The organism is Embleya sp. NBC_00896 (genome assembly GCF_045207785.1).
Taxonomy (GTDB): Bacteria; Actinomycetota; Actinomycetes; order Streptomycetales; family Streptomycetaceae; genus Embleya.
In genome coordinates this window covers 6,709,848-6,726,842 of record NZ_CP108776.1, presented here as the reverse complement: position 1 = coordinate 6,726,842, position 16,995 = coordinate 6,709,848, and the positions used below count along the sequence as shown (strand labels likewise).

14 protein-coding genes and 5 pseudogenes are annotated in these 16,995 nt (G+C 67.8%); 17 read left to right on the top strand and 2 right to left on the bottom strand.

The genetic code is table 11. The annotated features are described in order from the left end of the window. From OG928_RS30000 to OG928_RS29985, 4 genes and pseudogenes are all read left to right on the top strand, one after another. Complete coding sequence (locus OG928_RS30000; RefSeq protein WP_406289499.1) at window positions 1–750, top strand: potassium-transporting ATPase subunit C; 750 nt, start codon at window positions 1–3, stop codon at window positions 748–750. A gap of 181 nt (window positions 751–931) precedes the next feature. After that, window positions 932–1,638, top strand: a pseudogene (locus OG928_RS29995) (transposase); the annotation flags it as partial. Between the two features lie 530 nt (window positions 1,639–2,168). Beyond that, a pseudogene (locus OG928_RS29990) lies at window positions 2,169–3,345 on the top strand (reverse transcriptase/maturase family protein). A gap of 107 nt (window positions 3,346–3,452) precedes the next feature. Continuing rightward, a pseudogene (locus OG928_RS29985) lies at window positions 3,453–3,578 on the top strand (IS5/IS1182 family transposase); the annotation flags it as partial. Between the two features lie 67 nt (window positions 3,579–3,645). Here OG928_RS29985 and OG928_RS29980 read toward each other — a convergent pair. Then, complete coding sequence (locus tag OG928_RS29980; protein ID WP_406289496.1) at window positions 3,646–5,916, bottom strand: MMPL family transporter; 2,271 nt, start codon at window positions 5,914–5,916, stop codon at window positions 3,646–3,648. Between the two features lie 178 nt (window positions 5,917–6,094). Here OG928_RS29980 and OG928_RS29975 point away from each other — a divergent pair, with 178 nt between their 5' ends. The 4 genes from OG928_RS29975 (at window position 6,095) to OG928_RS29960 (ending at window position 9,811) form a co-directional block, all read left to right on the top strand. Continuing rightward, the gene (locus tag OG928_RS29975; RefSeq protein ID WP_406291294.1) at window positions 6,095–7,264 is read left to right on the top strand and encodes a sensor histidine kinase; all 1,170 of its coding nucleotides are present in this window, start codon (window positions 6,095–6,097) and stop codon (window positions 7,262–7,264) included. Next, on the top strand, window positions 7,239–7,901 hold the full coding sequence (locus tag OG928_RS29970; protein ID WP_406289493.1) for a response regulator: 663 nt from the start codon (window positions 7,239–7,241) through the stop codon (window positions 7,899–7,901). Before OG928_RS29975 ends, OG928_RS29970 begins: the two co-directional genes overlap by 26 nt. 925 nt (window positions 7,902–8,826) lie before the next feature. After that, a complete protein-coding gene (locus tag OG928_RS29965) occupies window positions 8,827–8,979 on the top strand; it encodes a hypothetical protein (RefSeq protein ID WP_406289490.1) in 153 nt (50 codons plus the stop codon). A gap of 301 nt (window positions 8,980–9,280) precedes the next feature. Beyond that, window positions 9,281–9,811, top strand: a complete 531-nt coding sequence (locus tag OG928_RS29960; protein ID WP_406289488.1) for an RICIN domain-containing protein — start codon at window positions 9,281–9,283, stop codon at window positions 9,809–9,811. A 197-nt stretch (window positions 9,812–10,008) separates the two neighbouring features. Here OG928_RS29960 and OG928_RS29955 read toward each other — a convergent pair whose 3' ends face one another. After that, a complete protein-coding gene (locus OG928_RS29955; protein ID WP_406291293.1) occupies window positions 10,009–10,980 on the bottom strand; it encodes a helix-turn-helix transcriptional regulator in 972 nt (323 codons plus the stop codon). 131 nt (window positions 10,981–11,111) lie between these two features. Between OG928_RS29955 and OG928_RS29950 the strand changes: the two genes are divergently transcribed. From OG928_RS29950 to OG928_RS29910, 9 genes and pseudogenes are all read left to right on the top strand, one after another. Then, window positions 11,112–11,507, top strand: coding sequence for a RidA family protein (locus tag OG928_RS29950; RefSeq protein WP_406289485.1), 396 nt, complete (start codon window positions 11,112–11,114; stop codon window positions 11,505–11,507). Between the two features lie 81 nt (window positions 11,508–11,588). Next, the gene (locus tag OG928_RS29945; protein ID WP_406291292.1) at window positions 11,589–12,065 is read left to right on the top strand and encodes a DUF488 family protein; all 477 of its coding nucleotides are present in this window, start codon (window positions 11,589–11,591) and stop codon (window positions 12,063–12,065) included. Then, window positions 12,065–12,436: a DUF4186 domain-containing protein gene (locus OG928_RS29940; protein ID WP_406291291.1), complete on the top strand. Its 372-nt coding sequence runs from the start codon at window positions 12,065–12,067 to the stop codon at window positions 12,434–12,436. Before OG928_RS29945 ends, OG928_RS29940 begins: the two co-directional genes overlap by 1 nt. A 143-nt stretch (window positions 12,437–12,579) precedes the next feature. Continuing rightward, a complete protein-coding gene (locus OG928_RS29935) occupies window positions 12,580–13,863 on the top strand; it encodes a replication-associated recombination protein A (RefSeq protein ID WP_406291290.1) in 1,284 nt (427 codons plus the stop codon). A 447-nt stretch (window positions 13,864–14,310) separates the two neighbouring features. Continuing rightward, window positions 14,311–14,490: pseudogene (locus OG928_RS29930) on the top strand (hypothetical protein); the annotation flags it as partial. A 254-nt stretch (window positions 14,491–14,744) separates the two neighbouring features. Further along, entirely contained in the window at window positions 14,745–15,464 is a 720-nt protein-coding gene (locus OG928_RS29925) for a hypothetical protein (protein ID WP_406289483.1), read from the top strand. 7 nt (window positions 15,465–15,471) lie between these two features. Continuing rightward, window positions 15,472–15,696, top strand: a pseudogene (locus tag OG928_RS29920) (RidA family protein); the annotation flags it as partial. Window positions 15,697–15,747: 51 nt separating this feature from the next. Continuing rightward, window positions 15,748–16,314 carry a TetR/AcrR family transcriptional regulator gene (locus OG928_RS29915; protein WP_406289480.1) on the top strand — a complete coding sequence of 189 codons (567 nt, stop codon included), beginning with the start codon at window positions 15,748–15,750 and terminating at the stop codon, window positions 16,312–16,314. Window positions 16,315–16,453: 139 nt separating this feature from the next. Beyond that, on the top strand, window positions 16,454–16,969 hold the full coding sequence (locus OG928_RS29910; RefSeq protein ID WP_406289478.1) for an SRPBCC family protein: 516 nt from the start codon (window positions 16,454–16,456) through the stop codon (window positions 16,967–16,969). Window positions 16,970–16,995 lie beyond the last annotated feature (26 nt).

Here is a 16,995-nt window from a genome sequence, read left to right as displayed (position 1 = left end):
ATGGCCACGGTCGTCGTCACCCGCGCGCGCGTGCTCCTCGCCGGGCTGCGGGCGGTGCTCGTACTCACCGTGTTGTGCGGCCTGGTCTACCCGTTCGCGATGACCGGCATCGCGCAGGTCCTGTTCCCCGACCAGGCGGACGGCTCCAAGAGCACCTACCAGGGCAAGGACGTCGGCTCCAGCCTGATCGGCCAGAGCTTCGACCTCGTCGACGCACAGGGCAAGGCTCGGCTGTTCGCGGCCGACGGTCGGGAGGTCCTCGCACACGAGGACCCGGCCGGGAACACCGTCCACACCTTCCTCGACGGCGGCGCACCGCTCACCGAGGCCCAGGCGGCCGGCGTCGGCACCGCGCCCGATCCGAAGTGGTTCCAGCCCCGCCCCTCCACCGGAGACTACGACCCGCTCGCCTCGGGCGCCTCGAACTACGGCCCCGAGAACCCCACCCTGATTCAGGAGATCAAGGATCGCAAGGCCCAGGTCGCCGCGTTCAACGGCGTGCCCGAGGCGCGGGTGCCCGTGGACGCGGTCACCGCGAGCGGCTCGGGCCTTGATCCGGCCATCTCCGAGCGGTACGCCCTCGTCCAAAGCGACCGCGTCGCCGAGGCGCGCAATCTGGATCCGGGCACAGTGCGAGCACTCGTCAAGCAGAACGTCGACGGTCGCGTCATCGGCTTCCTCGGCGAGAAGCGGGTCAACGTCCTCGAACTCAACAGCGCCCTGGCCAGGATCGCCCCGACGCCACGGTGAACTCAGGTGCGCGCCTGGTACTCCCTCAGCCTCGGCCTCATTCCCCACACGGTGAGGGCCGCCACGGATGTCGCGGTCAAGGCGGGAATGAGCGTCCAACCCGACAGTGCGGACTCGCCGTCTCGCGTCGCCGCGTCCATGTGCGTGCGGTTGATCCGCAGGACCTCGTCCAGCGCGCGTTGCGACCGTCCACAACCGCTTCCGGCAGTGGCGTGACGCCGGCGTCTTCGAGGCCCTGCTGGAGGGCCTGATCACGGAAGCCGCGAAGCGGGGTGAGGTGGACCTGTCCCTGGTCGGCATCGACTCCACCACCGCCCGAGCCCACCACGACGCGGCCGGGATGCACCTCGACGAGGACGTCGTCACCGCCCTGGAGAAAGCCGCGGCCGAGGAGGAGAAGGCCAGGTCAAAGGGGGCGACCTCGAAGAGCAAAACGGGCAAGAGGCCGAAAGTGATCCCGCGCTGGAAGAACGACGACGCATCCGGCGTCGGCGGAAACTCCGGCTGAAGGCCGCCCTCCTCGGACGTTCCAGAGGCGGGCAGACCAGCAAGGTCCACCTCGCCGCCGACCGCAAGTGCCGCCCGCCGGCGTTCATCCTGACCACAGGCCCGGCAGCGGACAGCCCGAAGTTCATCCCCGTCCTGAAGAAGGTACGGGTACGCGGGCCCGTCGGCCGACCCCGCATCCGGCCGGACGCGGTCGCCGGGGACAAGGCGTACCCGTCCTGCGGAAACCGCGCCCACCTGCGCAAACGCCGTATCAAGGCGGTCATCCCGGAGAAGAAGGACCAGGCCGCCAACCGGAAGAAGAAGGGCTCCAGAGGTGGCCGACCCGTCAGCCACGACGCCGATCTCTACAAGGAGCGGAACACCGTCGAACGCCTGATGTGCGCCACGAGGCGCCTTGTTGTATCCCCGGCTCAGCCGGGAGGAATTGGAGGGATATTCCTGGGCCTGATGGCTCACCTGGATCCGAAAGGTGATGGGGACCAGAGCATGCCAGACAATCAGTGACCGGGCTTAGTTGCCAGGGACGGTGCACTGAGGGGCCCGCGTGATATGGCGAAAGCTGGATTGCCTGAACCCCAATCTCCAGTCGATGAAAGTTCGCATCCATCGGAAAGGCTACTGAAACCGATGCCATGCCCTGCGACGGTTTTGATCAGGGGCCGTCGCACCCTCTGCGGCATGGGGCGATGTCCAGTGAGGACATTCAAGGAGATGAGTGGGGCGCCTACGTCACGCTACCAAGTACAACAAGGACGAACGTGGGATCGCCTACTGGGTGCGAACCCTAGGGCGACGGAGTGCTCGTAGTAGTCGCAGGAGTAACGACCTGCCAAGGAGAGCGGGAAATCCGTTCGCAGGGCGAAGGGGCACAGGTGACTGGATGCGAACGAGACCGGGAGGTATGCGAAATGCAGAGTGCCGACACGGTGTTAGGCATCCTTCGTGAGCGCGGCAGGCAAGAACTGCCGTGCGACGAACTGTATCGGCAAATGTTCAATCCGCAGTTGTATCTGGTGGCTTACGGTCGCATCTACTCCAACAAAGGAGCGATGACGCCGGGAGTCACTGAAGAAACCGTGGACGGCATGTCGTTGGACAAGATCGGCCGCATTATCGATGCGATGCGCCACGAGCGATACCGATTCAGTCCCGTCAAGCGAGTCAGCATTCCCAAGAAGAATGGGAAACTCCGACCGCTTGGACTGCCGACATGGGCGGACAAACTAGTCGGTGAAGTGATGCGCCTCCTTTTGGAAGCGTACTACGAGCCGCAGTTCTCCGACCGCTCCCACGGGTTCCGGCCCGGACGGGGATGCCATACTGCTTTAACAGAGGTGAGCAATACCTGGACGGGTACGACCTGGTTCATCGAAGGTGATATCTCCGACTGCTTCGGATCGATCGACCATCAAGTTGTCATCGAGACCCTGTCAGAAAGAATTCACGATGGCCGGTTTCTTCACATCCCCGTATTTCAGTCGCGGAAAACCCGCGCATCGGTCCCAGCTTCTCAACGACGACGACTACACCATCGTCAACGTCTACGGGGCCGAGTACCGGGGCATCGTCCAGTACTACCTACTGGCCGGCAATGTGTGCCGATTACATCGGCTGCGTTGGGCCATGGAAACCTCGTTGCTCAAGACACTGGCAGCGAAGCATCGCTCGACGGTGTCCACGATAGCGGCCCGCTACAAGGCCAAAGTCGAGACGCCATATGGGCTCCGCACATGCTTCGAAGCCAGTGTCCCCCGCGGCGAAGGTAGGAAGCCACTGGTCGCACGATTCGGCGGAATCTCGCTGACGCGACAGAAGGCGGCGGTCCTTGCGGACCGTCAAGTGGCCAATCCCCGCCCCAGAAAAGAGCTTATTACCCGGCTCTTGAAGGGGAAGTGCGAGCTATGCGGGACATCGGAAGATGTGCGAGTGCACCACATTCGAAAACTCGCCGATCTCGACAAGGAAGAGCCACCGACTGAATGGCGCCAGGCCATGGCTAAGAAACGGCGCAAGACTCTGGTGGTCTGCACCGACTGCCATGCCACCATCCACTCAGGAAAGCCAACCAGCAGCGTCACGAAATAGGTCACTGGAGAGCCCGTTACGGGGAAACTCGTACGGCGGGTTCGGAGGGGGGCCGTGCGGAAAAGGGCCTGCACATGCAGGCACCTCGTCGCGCGGCCTACCCAACCAACAAGCTCGAAGCATGGCGAGGCATCGCCACCCGATACGACAAGACTCCCGACAGCTACCTCGCCGGTCTCCACCTGCGCGCCTCGATGATCTGGATCAAGGACCTCACCAGGAGCACCCGATGATCACGACTCGATATGCCCCTAGGTGACGCGCTGAGGTGCCGGACGCCAAGGGCGGGCAGGAGTTGTGTCAACGGTCAACCAGCCGTGGACGCGGGGCCTCACCCGTGGATTCCGCGTCGGTGTCGTCGGTGCCGACCGGGCCGCGGGGAAGCATCCGGTCCAGCCACTTCGGCAGCCACCAGTTGGTCCGGCCGAGGAGTGTCATGGTCGCCGGTACCAGCACCATGCGTACGACCGTGGCGTCGATGAAGATCGCGGTGGCCAGGCCGAGCCCGAACATTTTGGTGGAGGGGTCGTCGGCGACGGCGAAGGACAGGAAGACCGCCACCATGATGAGGGCGGCCGAGGTGATGATCCGGGCGGTGCCCGAGACGCCCTCAACGATCGCCGTGCCGTTGTCGCCGGTGCGCAGGTACTCCTCGCGTACGCGGGAGAGGAGGAACACCTCGTAGTCCATCGACAGGCCGAACAGGATGGCGAAGAGGAACATCGGGATGAACGACACGATCGGAACCGTCGCTTCCAGCCCGACGAGTGCGCCTCCCCAGCCCCACTGGAAGACCGCGACCATGATGCCGTAGGCCGCGCCGATGCTCAGCAGATTCAGCAGTACCGCCTTGAGCGGTACGAGTATCGAGCGGAAGACCACCATCAGCAGCAGGAACGACATCGCCAGCACGGCGGCGACGAACACCGGCAGGCGTTGGCTCGTTCGTTGGCCCACATCGAACAGGCTCGCGGCGGCGCCGCCGACGTGGGCCCTGGCCGGGCCGTGCCCGATCGCCGTGGGCAGCACGTCGGTGCGCAGCCGGGCGATGGTGTCGGCCGTGGCCTTGTCCTGAGGGCTGGTGGTCGGGAACACCACGAGGGTCGCGATGCCGGTGGCCCGATCGATGTGCGTCGGCGCGACGGATGCGATGCCCGGATCCGCCGCGACCGTTGCGACGAGTCGGTCCAGCACTCCCGGATCACCGGTGGGGTCCGCGGCGATGACGAGGGGACCGTTGGTGCCCGGGCCGAACCCCTCGGCGACGAGGTCGTAGGCCCGGCGCTCGGTGCGGCTGTGGGGCAGTGAGCCGTCGTCGGGCAGGCCGACGCGCAGGCCGAGCACGGGCAGCGTCGCGGTCAGCAGCAGCCCCGCCGCGCCGACCGCGTACGGCACCGGGTGCCGGCTGACGTGCCCGATCCAGCGACGCCACCCGGCGGCGTGGGCGGCGCCTGCCGCCGGGTCCCGCCGCCGTGCGAGTCGGCCCAGCTTCCTGGTCTGCAGAGCCCGGCCGATCCGGCCGGCCCGGGCCAGGCGTGGGCCGGCGGCGCCGAGGAAGGCCGGCAGCAGCGTCACCGACGCGAGCACCATGATCAGGACGACGATCGAGACGGCGAGCCCGCCCACCGTCATGAACGGTACGTTCGCGACCGCCATGCCGAGGATCGATACGACGACGGTGCCGCCGGCGAAGACCACGGGCCTCCCCGCCGTGGCCACCGCTCGCCCCGCCGCCTCGCGGGGATCGAGCCCGCGCGCGAGGTACTCCCGGTGCCTGGCGAGCACGAACAGCGCGTAGTCGATGCCCACTCCGAGCCCTACCATGCTGCCCAGGACAGGGGCGAAGGTCGGGACGTCCGTCACCCCCGCCAGTACCGTCATCATGGCAACCCCGACGGTCAGCCCGAAGACCGCCATGCCGATCGGCAGCGCGGCGGCGACGAGCGAACCGAACGCCAGGAACAGGATCGCGGCCGCGGCGAGGATGCCGATCAGCTCGCTTGCGCCGCCGTCGGGGTCGGAGAAGGCGTAGAAGAGGTTCCCGCCCATCTCGATGCGCAGGGGCAGTTCGGCGCGCAGCCGTTCGCCGAGATCGACGAGGGCGTCGAGGTCTTTGGCCGACAGTCGGCTCTGGTCGGGGTACTGCACCCGGACGACCGCGATCCGCCCGTCGGCCGAGACAAGGCCGCCGCGCACGGTGGTGTCCCCGCCTGCGTCGAGTGCCCCCGCCGGGTCGCTCGTGCCGAGCACGTGCGGCAGCCGCTGCACCTCGGTCTGCAGCCGCGTGAGAGCGGTGCGCGCGCTGCCGTGGTCGAAGAACGTCGCACCGCCGTCGAGGGGGGTGACGACCACTTGGGCGGTCATCCCCTCCTGGCCGGTGCCGGCCCGCTCGATCAGTTGCGCGGCCCGTTGGGAGTCCAGTCCGGGAGCGGTCATCGAATCCGCGGTCCGCCCGCCGAAGGCGATCGCGGCGAGGACGGCAAGCGTGGCGGCAATCAGCCATGCCGCGATCACCCGCCAGGGATGGCGGGCGGCGCTTGCGCCCAGGCGCAACAGGGCTTTCGAGAGCATCGGTTCCTCCAACCACCGCGTCGGCCGTCCTTGTACGGCCGCCGATGCCGAGGTTCGTCGCCACGGCGCTCTGCGGCATCGGCTCGCGGGCTGCGGATCCGTCGGCCCCAGGGCGGAGTGACGCCCCGTCCTTTCGGCCGATGCGCGGCACGGCGCGGTCCCTAGGCTGAGAACCGTGATGCGAGACGACCTGCGAACCCTGTGGACCGAACCCCGGCCGCCCGACGCGCCCGCCCGGGTGTGGCGGGACTGGGCGCTGCTCGCCGCGGGCCTGGGCGGTGTGGTGCTGGAGGCCACCCTGCGCGAGAACGTCGTGTGGCGGCCGGTGGCGGTGGTGTTCGCCGGATGGCTGTGCCTGCTGCCCCTGTGGCGCCGGACCCGCCCACTGGCGATGGTCACGCTGGCGTTCGGCTCGGTGATCCTGCTCCAGCTGGCCTCGCTGGTCGCCGCACCGCGCGAGCCCGTCGGCCTGGACACCGGCGCGGTCGTGCTCGTGCTGGTGTATGCGCTGCCCCGGTGGGGATCGGGACGGGAGATCGTGCCGGGCAGCGCGGTGATCCTCACGGCCTTCGCGCTGTGTACCGTCACGTACGAAACCCCGGCCGCCGAACAGGTCGGGGGCTTTGTCTTCCTGTTGCTGCCCGGCTTGATCGGGGCTGCCGTGCGGTTCCGGGTGACCGCTCGCGAGCGGCAGTTGGAGCAGGTACGCTCCCGCGAGCGTGAGCAGCTCGCCCGGGAACTGCACGACACGGTGGCCCACCACGTTTCCGCCATGGTGATCCGCGCCCAGGCGGGCCAGGTGCTCGCGGGCACCGACCCGTCCGCCGCCGTCGAGGCGCTGGAGGGGGTCGAGGAGGAAGGGGCGCGCACGCTGGAGGAAATGCGAGCCATGGTCGCCACGCTGCGCAACCGCGGGGCCGGCGCCGAGCTGGCGCCGCCTGCCGGTGTCGCGGATCTGGAGCGCCTGGTGCGCACCCCGGGTGGTCGCCTCAGAGTCGACCTGGGGCTCGACGGCGAACTGGACACGCTGCCCCCGGCCGTGGACGCGGCCGTCTACCGCATTGTGCAGGAGTCGGTGACCAACGCCATGCGCCATGCGGTCAACGCGACCGAGGTCGTCGTCCGGGTCACCGCGGAACGGCACACGGTACGGGTGAGCGTGCGCGACAACGGCCACCGCACCGGCCGAGGCCGTGCCGGATACGGACTTGCCGGACTGCGCGAGCGCGCTGCCCTGCTCGGCGGCAAACTACAAGCCGGCCCCGGCGCCGACCAGGGCTGGCATGTCGAAGCCGAGCTGCCGAGAGGGAGGACCGAGAGCGGTGCCCATCCGCGTCCTCGTCGCTGACGACCAGACCATCATCCGCACCGGGCTGCGGATCATGCTGAACGCCCAGCCCGACATCGAGGTGGTCGGCGAGGCCGCCGACGGACAGGAAGCGGTACGTCTGGCCCGCGAACTGCGCCCCGACGTCTGCCTGTTCGACATCCGCATGCCCGTGATCGACGGGCTCAAGGCCACCCGGTTGGTCGCCGGCCCGGGCGTCGCCGACCCGCTGGCCGTGGTCGTCATCACCACCTTCGACCTCGACGAGTACGTCTACGGCGCGCTGCGTGCCGGCGCCCGCGGATTCCTCCTCAAGGACACGGGACCAGACCTTCTGGCCCAGGCCGTACGGTCGGCGTCCGGCGGTGAGGCGCTCATTGCGCCCAGCGTCACCGTCCGTCTGCTCCAGGCATTCGCGGACCTGCCCGCCGGCCGGCCCGTGGCCCAGCCGGTCTCCCCCGTCACCGCCCGCGAGGAGCAGGTGCTCCTCGCCGTCGCTCGCGGGCTGACCAACACCGAGATCGCCGATGCACTGCACATCAGCCTCAGCACGGTGAAGACGCATCTGGCCAGCCTGATGGCCAAACTCGGCGCCCGCAACCGGGTCGAGATCGCGATGTGGGCCTACGAAACGCGCCGTATCCTCCCCGGAACCTGAGCCGGGTGCCGGGCCATGTCCCATGAGTCCCCGCCCGGACATCAGTGCACCGGTCGGCTCACGTCGGCTCCACGTGCCTCACCCGCCCCAGAGCGTGACGTACCAGGAGGCCGGAACTGGGACGGTGAGACACCCGATACGACAAGACTCCCGACAGCTACCTCGCCAGTCTCCACCTGCACGCCTCGATGATCTGGATCAAAGACCTCACCAGGACCACCCGATGATCACGACTCGATACGCGCCCTAGTACTGTGGCGTCAGGTTGCACGGGATGTCGGCCCGGCCAGTACGAACATGGGGCCTCGTCGGCAATTTTCCCGACCACAGCGACCCAGTATCGATGGAGGCGTTCTCCCCAACCGGAACGCGCCCCGGCCTCGCACCGACCTTCACTCTGCGCGGAGCCGACCGGGCCACCCTTCGACGGGCCACGTCGCGAGCCTTGTTGCGGTTCTTCGCCAGCTCGGTCGTACCCATCCCGGCGTCGCGTCCACGTGCGTCGTCGCGTTGTGCGGAGATCTGGATCCTGACAAGGTTGAGCTGGGTTTGCGACTGAATGTGAGCTTGCCCCAGGACCGCGTGCCACGCGAGTGTCCAGCTGCCCCGGTGGCCGCCCCGATGATGCCGGCTACGGCTGCGTCCACGCGGTGAATTCAGATCTCGTTCCCAAATCGATGAGCGGTTCGGTGGCCCGCTTCCCGACGCGCAGGCCAGTCGGTCGCGGGCCGTGGAGGACCTGGTGGGACCATCCCCGCGAGCGCGGGGCCAACGAGGCCTGACCTGGGTCTCTACCGGCGGGTAACGCAAATTTCATTCAGTTGCGTCATGCTACCGACTTCCCCCGACGTTCCACCATCGCGCCCTGACGGATATGCGGCCGGCTGCCGTGTCGTTGCCAGGTCCGCGACAGGAAGGTGGCTCCATGACAGATCCCCACGCACCGCGCGCTCTCACAGATGAGCAGACCGTCCTCGTCGAGCGCCTCGCCGACCACATCGAGCAGGAGACACCCGGGACCCCGGACGGGCGTCTCGCCCCCATGGGCGACCTCGTACAGCAAGTTCTCAGTACGTAGGGCAAGTTCGCCTCGGAAGTCCTACCCCTCCTTCCGGACGACCCGCGCATGCCCTACGCGAACCGCCTCCTATCGCAAGGCGGCCCTGTACCGTCGGCCGGGTGACCGTCGACCGAATGTCGCTGGACCGGCGACGAGGCTCGAGCCGCTTCCTTGGGTGTTCGATGCCGCTGGTCGCCGCGCGGGAACTTCACCCGAACGACGGTCGTCCGCACGGGCCAGGTCGACATGCGGACTTCGGGCGGTCGTTCCAGGGTGGTACATGAACGCACCGACGACGACGTCTGCGAGGAGAGGTGTCATGAACCGGTCCAGTGCAGTGTTGGGTGTGGTCGTCCTGGGGCTCGCCGGCTCCCTCGTCACTCCACCGGCCTCCGCTGTGGGGAGGCAGTCGCCGTCGGCCGCGTCGGGCGGCTACTTCCGGCTGGCCTCGGAGCTGAACGGCAAGTGCCTGGAAGTCCGGGGCGGCAATCTCGGCAACGGTGGCGCCGTGGCCATGCGCGACTGCTCCGGCTACGCCAACCAGGCCTGGACGGGGATCCCCCTGGGCAACCACGCATTTCAGTTCCAGAACGGGCAGAGCGGCAAGTGCCTCGACCTTCAGGACGACAACTCCACCAATGGCGCCGGGGTCAACCAGTGGACCTGTGCGGACATTCCCGCCCAGCGGTGGCACGCGTTCGGAATCGGAGGGTCGGAGGACTCCTTCCACATCGGCAACGAGAACGGCAAGTGCCTGGCCATCGCCGACAGAAACCCCTGGAACGGCGCGGCGGTGGTGATCGAGGACTGCTTCGGCGATCTCAATCAGTACTGGTTGACGCGCGCCTGACCGACGGGTGACCCGGCTCGACCGGGCTGCCGGGCCGCTGTGGTGAGGGATGCCGACCGAGCCGTTCCGCCCGGCTCCGCATGAGAGGTCGGGCTGGTCGACTTCTCGTGCGCACGGCAGCGTGGAGCCATTGTCGTGAACCCGTAGCGCCCGCGGTGCCAACAGTGTGGGGCGGTACATGAGACAGCGACGGATCCTCACGATGAGTCCTCGTAGCGGGCCGCAAGCGTGGCGGCGCGGTTACGGAGGGCGGTGCGCAACGACGGTGGGGCCAGGGCGTCGGCGTCCGTGCCGAGCTGCCACAGTGCCCACACCGCGTGACGAAGGTCCTCGAAGGTCACTTCCAGCCGGAGCCAGCCGTCTGTCTCGGGTTCCTCGGCCCGGACGGCCCGTGCAGTGTTCAGCAGCTCCTCCCGTCGCGTGGGGTTGACCCTCACGAGCACGGGGATGTGGTTCTCCGACAGGAACTGCGCGCTGCGTTCTCGCCAGATTCGGTCCAGATCGACCTGATCCGGTCGCTGTGCGGGCTCGGGAAGTTCCTCAGCGGTCAGCATCCGCGACAGCCGGTAGGTGCGATTCTCGCCGGACTTGGTGGCCAGCAGGTAGGTGCGGTCACGCACGGTGACCAAGCCGATCGGGTCCACCGTGTGCCAGTGAGGTGACTTGTCGGGTGCCGCGTAATGGACGCGCAGCTTGTGTCCCGCGAGCACGGCACGGCGGACTTCACTCATCACGGTGCCCGCCACGTCCTCGGTGACCAGTCGGCGCGAGAGCAGGTCGGTTTCCGGTTCGACAAGGAATCGTCGGGCTGCGTCGCCCAGGCTGGCTCGGTGTCCTTCGGGTAGCACGTCGACCACTTTGCGCATCGCGGAGGCGAGCGCTGAGCTGAGGCCGAAGACCTGTCCGCCGCGGCCCGATCCGGCGGTCAGCAGGGCGAGGGCTTCGTCGTGATTCAGTCCGGTGAGCTCGGTTCGGAAGCCGGGCAGGAGTGCGAAGCCGCCGTGTCGGCCGCGTTCGGCGTAGACCGGGACCCCTGCCGTTGACAATGCCTCGATGTCGCGCAGCACGGTACGGGTGGAGACCTCCAGCTCGCCGGCCAGCTCATCTGCGGTCATCCGGCCGCGCTGGCGTAGCAGCAGTACCAACGAGACCAACCGATCGGCGCGCATGGATTCATTCTTATCAAAAAACATGACACAAGGTGTCGTGATTTGTTGGAAGGCTTGTTCATGCGGCGTCGAAGACGGCGGCAATCGAGCCGGCGGACGCACGCACTCGCAATGATCTGAATGGAGTGGCAATGGAACGAACAGCAGTCAACCCGGTGACGTGGTCGCTGGAGATGGGGTTCAACCAGGGTGAGGTTGTGTCCGGGCAGACCCGGACGCTGTATATCTCGGGGCAGACCGCGATGAGCAGCGACGGCAGGCCCGAGCACGATGGGGACATCGCCGGGCAGTTGGCGCTCGCCGTTGACAACCTGGAAGCGGTGCTCGCCGAGGCCGGCATGTCGCCGGCGAACCTTGTCCGGCTCAACGTCTACACCACCGATGTCGATGCGCTGTTCCCGCACTACGGCGTGCTGGCCGCGCGGCTGGGTGCCGCCGGGGTGGCTCCGACCACCACGATGCTCGGGGTGACCCGGCTCGCGATCCCCGGCCAGATGGTCGAACTCGAAGGAACCGCTGTCGCGTAACGCGACCTCGCCGCTCCTGCTGCTCGTGTCGGTCCAGCCGGCACGAGCAGCAGGCAGATGGGGGAACATCCAGTGCGCAAAATGATGACAATCGGCGTCTATGGCTTTGACGGCGACTCCTTCTTGCAACGGCTGGGGGATGCGAACGTCAGCCTGCTGTTGGACGTGCGCCGGCGCCGAGGTGTCCGCGGGCCCGAGTATGTCTGGGCCAACTCTCTCCGGCTGCAAGCAGCCCTCGCTCAGGCCCGGATCGCATATGAGCACCACCGCGAACTTGCCCCGACCACCGAGCTACGTCACCTCCAGTACGCCGAGGACCACCGCCAAGGTGTCGGCAAGCGCACTCGCCGTGAACTCGCTGCCGAGTACACGCGCCGCTACACGGCCGAGATTCTGGACCACGCCGACGTCTTGTCCATCGTGTCGATGTTGCCGGACAGCGGAACCGCCGCATTGCTCTGCGTAGAGCGCGACCCCGAGGCGTGCCACCGCTCGCTGATCGCTCGGCGTCTCACTGAGCAGCACTGCCTCACGATCGAGCACCTGCGCCCGTGGTGATGGACGAACCGGACGCCAGGCCGCAGCGGATCGGGCAGCATCACTTCCGCGCCAGGTTCCGACTGCGTGGCCGGGATCGGGCGATCGTCGACCTGCGTGGCATCACCACCGTGAGCAGGCACGCCGAGGAACCGATCGAAAGCAGGCTCGCCCCGGCTGAACCGCGCAACGACGGTCGCCGGACGCCCTATCGCGGGCATCCCGTGTTCGTCGCGCAGCACGCCACCGCGACCTGCTGCCGCACCTGCCTGGAGCGTTGGCATGGCATCCCCTCCGGGCGTCCGCTCGATGAGGCCGAGCAAGCCTGTGTCGTGGAAGCGATCTGCCGATGGATCGTGGGGCAGTACGCCCCCCGCCACCCGCCGCCGTGACCGGAATGTGGCGTCGGCCATGACGGTCGGAGAAGCCGTGATCGCGCCTGAACGCGATGCGAGAAGCACACTCATCCACCAGAGAGGTAGCCCCGTTCGTGAGTAGCCCGGCCCCCACCACCACCACTCCGCTTGCGGTGCGCATGCGCCCGCGCTCGCTTGACGAGGTGGTCGGGCAACAGCACCTGCTGCGCAAAGGCTCGCCACTCCGAGTGCTCACAGACGCAGAAGGTGGCAAAGGCGCAGTCTCGGTGATCCTGTGGGGACCTCCTGGAACGGGCAAGACCACCCTGGCGCAAGCAATCGCACACTCCAGCGGCCGCAAGTTCGTAGAGCTCTCGGCAGTAACCGCGGGCGTCAAGGAAGTACGAACGACCATGGACCGGGCGCAGGGCGACCGCGGCCTCCACGGTGTTTCCACCGTCCTATTTCTTGACGAGATCCACCGCTTCACCAAGGCACAACAGGATGCACTGCTGCCTGGTGTCGAGAACGGCTGGGTGACACTCGTCGCCGCGACGACCGAGAACCCATCGTTCTCGGTGGTCAGTCCCCTGCTGTCGCGCTCGCTGCTGCTGACGCTGGAACCGCTTGCCGACGACGAACTACGCACGCTGCTGCGGCGGGCAGTGGCCGATGAGCGCGGGCTCGACGGCTGTGTCGAACTCACTGACGACGCACTCGAAGGGCTCGTGCAGCTCGCGTCGGGCGACGCGCGGCGGGCACTGACGGGGCTTGAGGCCGCCGCGGCGTCTGCGCGTGCCGGCAGTGATGAAACGGGTGGGAACAAGCCCGTGGTGACGGCCGAAACCGTGTCGACCTCAGTCGACCGCGCGCTGCTGCGATACGACCGCGACGGCGACGAGCACCACGACGTCATCAGTGCGTTCATCAAGTCAATGCGTGGCTCTGATCCCGACGCAGCGATCCACTACCTCGCCCGCATGATTGAAGCGGGCGAGGACCCTCGCTTCATCGCCCGCAGACTCGTCGTACACGCCGCGGAAGACGTGGGCATGGCCGACCCCCAGGCACTACAGATTGCGGTCGCCGCTGCTGATGCCGCGCAGCTCATCGGGTGGCCCGAGGCAAGAATCCCGTTGGCGGAGGCCACCATCTACATCGCAACCGCCCCCAAGTCCAACGCTGTCATCGCCGCGATCGACTCGGCCATCGCGGACATCAGGCGCGGCGGCTTCGGCGTTGTGCCGAAGCACTTGCGCCACTCGCACAATCGCGGGGCCAAGCTGCTTGGACACGGCCGCGGCTACAAGTCTCCACACAACGATCCCCGAGGCGTGCTGCAACAACAGCACCTCCCCGATGAACTTGCGAACCGCGTCTATTACCGACCTACCGACCGCGCCAACGAGCGCGCCGTAGGCGAACGCCTCGACAAGATTCAAAGGATCACGAGGGGAACGTGAGGTCGGTGGCCCCGAGTCACCACAACCACGTCTCGTGAGCTCCACGGGGCGCCAGATGACCTATGGGTCTGATCGCACTTGATGTGCCGGCACCTTGATGCGTGTGGCTCTACCGGACGATTCTTCGGAGTCTCCGGGCACCTTCGCTCCGATTCTCGCTCGTACGCGAGCGGTGCACCGACCGGTGCCGTCCGGTCGCTTTTGACTGTGTGAAGGTGATCGTGGTCCGAGACGGATCGGCGATTCTGTTCAGTGAGTTCGACCAGAAGCCGGTCAGGCTCGGTGACGTGATCCTGCTTGCCGCGAACACGCTGTGCGGGAGCGAACCAGAGGGTCATATCACGGTGACGACGATAGACCGGCCACACGAGCCGACGTGCACGAGATGCAACCCACGCTGCCGCCGATCGGACAGCGGCACTGCCTCACGCTTGCCGGGTCTTTGGGTCCGGGATGGTCGACCAGTTGGCCCCGTTCACGTCCGAGGTGACCCGGGTCGCGCGGGAGGTGGGCACGGAGGGCGGTCAGGCGCAGGTGCCGGGCGTCTCCGGTACGTGGGCCGATCTGACGGACTCGGTGAACGCCATGGCGGGCAACCTCACCACACAGGTTCGAGACATCGCGCAGGACTGTGCATGCGGCGACACCATCGCCGCGAACGCAGCGCCGACGCACCGAACGTGCCCGGCCCGGTGCCGGGCGAAAGACCGTCCCCGCGAGCGCGGGCCCACTTCTTCGCGGCCTCCTGGTCGACGCTTCACGCCGGACCATTCCGCGCGAGCGCATGGCCGACGGGAACTGCCTGACGGGGTGACCCCGGGCGGATGCGGGGATAGGCTGCCGGCATGGTGCGGGTTCCGCGCCGCTGGAGGACGCCTGTCATGTCCGCACGCAATCGCAAGCCGCTGACGGCGCCGCGTGTGCGCGACGCCGTCAACGGCCGGATCGATCTGGACCTTCACGGGCGGCGCGACATCACCGTCGTCGTCGCCCCCGCCGCAGTGTTCGAGCCCGGTGACACCCTGATTGTGACGTGGACACCACGCACCCCCACCCTCATCGGCCCATTCGAGGTGCGCGAGAAGGTCCGCGACAAGGGGGTCGTCCACGTCGCGTTGCCCCACGCGAAGGTCCTGTGGAGCACGAAGGCCACCGCCGAGGTGTCGTACCGACTCGTCAAACCCGACGGGACCACCGTCGACGCGCCACGTCCCGCGATCGTCGAGTGTGTCGCCGAATACCCGCCGCTGTTGGACTTCGCGGACGTCGCCGAGGCCCTCGACGGCCGCATCCGCCTCGAGGACCTGGAACCGACCGGAGCCACGGTCACCGTCCCCTACACGGACGTCCCCGTCGACACCGGCGACACCGTCGTCGTCACCTGGACCCCACGCACACCCGGCGCCGAACCCTTCGAAACCCGGTTCGCCGTCGACCGCACCCGCAGCGGCGGCCGGGGCACGGTGAACATCCCCCTCGACCGTGTCCGCGCGTGCGCGGGCACCGGCGCCGAAGTCCACTACCGCCTGATCAAACGCGGCAACGCCGGCCGCGCCACCTCCGGCCGCAACGTCTTCGACATCGACCCCACCGGAGGGTGACCCTCCCACCGCCCTGGCCGGGGCCGGCGCGTCCTTCGACGACGTAGCGAAACTGACCGTCTACGTCGTCGACTGGACGCCCGACAAGATGTCCCTGTTCCTGGAAGGGCTGTCGCGGGCGGCCGTGAAGCTGGGCGTCACGCCGGTACCGCCGGGCACACTGCTGGGCGTCGCGGGGCTGGACGTCCCCGAGCACCTGGTCGAGGTCGAGGCGATCGCTGTCATCGACTGAAACCAACACGCGGGGATTGACGCCGAAAGATGTGAGTGATTAAGTACTCACATGAAGACGGAATCGCGCCGAACACTCTCCACCGCCGACGAACGCCGCGAGACGGTGCTGCGCACCGCCATCGGGGCGTTCGCGGCGAAGGGGTACTACGGCACGACGACCACCGAGGTGGGAAAGGCCGCGGGCATCTCGCAGGCCTACGTATTCCGGCTCTTCCCGAACAAGGAGAGCCTGTTTGTCGCCGTGGTCGAGTACTGCCTCCTCCGCGTGCGGGAGAGCCTGGAGCGCGGCGCGGCGGCGGCCGAGGGCAGCTCGCCCGAGGCGGTGCTGTCCGCCATGGGCGAGGCGTACGCCCGCCTGATCACCGACAACGACCTGCTTCTGGTGCAGATCCACGCCCAGGCCGCAGCGGCTTCCGAGCCCGCGGTACGTGATGCGGTACGCACCGGGTACGCCCGGCTCGTCGAGTACGTGCGCGGCGCCTCCGGGGGCGACGACGCGCAGGTACAGCAGTTCTTCGCCATCGGAATGTTGTGCCACCTGGTGTCGGCGATCGGCGCCCACGAGGTGGACGCACCGTGGACACGCACACTCGCGGCCGGCATCCGGCACTACTGATCCGTCCGAGCCGCATCCCGCTTCGCACCATGCCGCCGCCATGCGGCCGTCCTTTTGGCCTCATGGATGAGTGGTTGATCAATCATTTGACGCCATCTCGCGGCGTCTCAATCCACCCCGGCTTCCCCAGGAGTCCGCCATGCTCGCTGTTGCCATCGCCATCGCCACCGCCCTCCCGCTCGCCTTCTCGCCCGGCGGACACCACCCGGTCGGCATCGACGAGAACGCCCCGGTCATCACCCGGGACGACATCACCATCCACGCGCCGCTGGACCGCGTATGGCGCATCCAGACCGACGTCGAGGCGTGGCCGACCTGGCAGCCCGGTGTCGACTCGGTGGTCAAGCAGACGCCGGGGCCGCTGCGTCCGGGATCGTCGTGGGTCTGGTCGACCGAGGGCCTGGAGGGCATCACCTCCACGGTCAAGCAGGTCGATCCGAAGCGGCGCATCGTCTGGGGCGGGCCGGCCCAGGGCATCACGGCGGTCCACGTGTGGACGTTCACCAAGACCAAGGAGGGCGTGCGCGTCCACACCGAGGAGTCCTGGACCGGCGAACCCGTCGAGGCGAACAAGGAGTTCCTGCAGCAGGCCCTCGACGGCTCGCTCGACCACTGGCTGAACAACCTCAAGCGGCGGGCGGAGCGCTGCGGCTGACGCAGCGTTCGTGCGCGGCCTTTCGG

What these genes read in the sequence shown, in the direction of transcription:
- OG928_RS29935 (WP_406291290.1), top strand. Translation starts at nt 12,580, where the DNA reads ATGCGCCCGCGCTCGCTTGACGAGGTGGTCGGGCAACAGCACCTGCTG.
- OG928_RS30000 (WP_406289499.1), top strand. Translation starts at nt 1, where the DNA reads ATGGCCACGGTCGTCGTCACCCGCGCGCGCGTGCTCCTCGCCGGGCTG.
- OG928_RS29965 (WP_406289490.1), top strand. Translation starts at nt 8,827, where the DNA reads ATGACAGATCCCCACGCACCGCGCGCTCTCACAGATGAGCAGACCGTC.
- OG928_RS29940 (WP_406291291.1), top strand. Translation starts at nt 12,065, where the DNA reads ATGGACGAACCGGACGCCAGGCCGCAGCGGATCGGGCAGCATCACTTC.
- OG928_RS29950 (WP_406289485.1), top strand. Translation starts at nt 11,112, where the DNA reads ATGGAACGAACAGCAGTCAACCCGGTGACGTGGTCGCTGGAGATGGGG.
- OG928_RS29925 (WP_406289483.1), top strand. Translation starts at nt 14,745, where the DNA reads ATGTCCGCACGCAATCGCAAGCCGCTGACGGCGCCGCGTGTGCGCGAC.
- OG928_RS29975 (WP_406291294.1), top strand. Translation starts at nt 6,095, where the DNA reads ATGCGAGACGACCTGCGAACCCTGTGGACCGAACCCCGGCCGCCCGAC.
- OG928_RS29945 (WP_406291292.1), top strand. Translation starts at nt 11,589, where the DNA reads ATGATGACAATCGGCGTCTATGGCTTTGACGGCGACTCCTTCTTGCAA.
- OG928_RS29955 (WP_406291293.1), bottom strand. Translation starts at nt 10,980, where the DNA reads ATGCGCGCCGATCGGTTGGTCTCGTTGGTACTGCTGCTACGCCAGCGC.
- OG928_RS29915 (WP_406289480.1), top strand. Translation starts at nt 15,748, where the DNA reads ATGAAGACGGAATCGCGCCGAACACTCTCCACCGCCGACGAACGCCGC.
- OG928_RS29960 (WP_406289488.1), top strand. Translation starts at nt 9,281, where the DNA reads ATGAACCGGTCCAGTGCAGTGTTGGGTGTGGTCGTCCTGGGGCTCGCC.
- OG928_RS29980 (WP_406289496.1), bottom strand. Translation starts at nt 5,916, where the DNA reads ATGCTCTCGAAAGCCCTGTTGCGCCTGGGCGCAAGCGCCGCCCGCCAT.
- OG928_RS29910 (WP_406289478.1), top strand. Translation starts at nt 16,454, where the DNA reads ATGCTCGCTGTTGCCATCGCCATCGCCACCGCCCTCCCGCTCGCCTTC.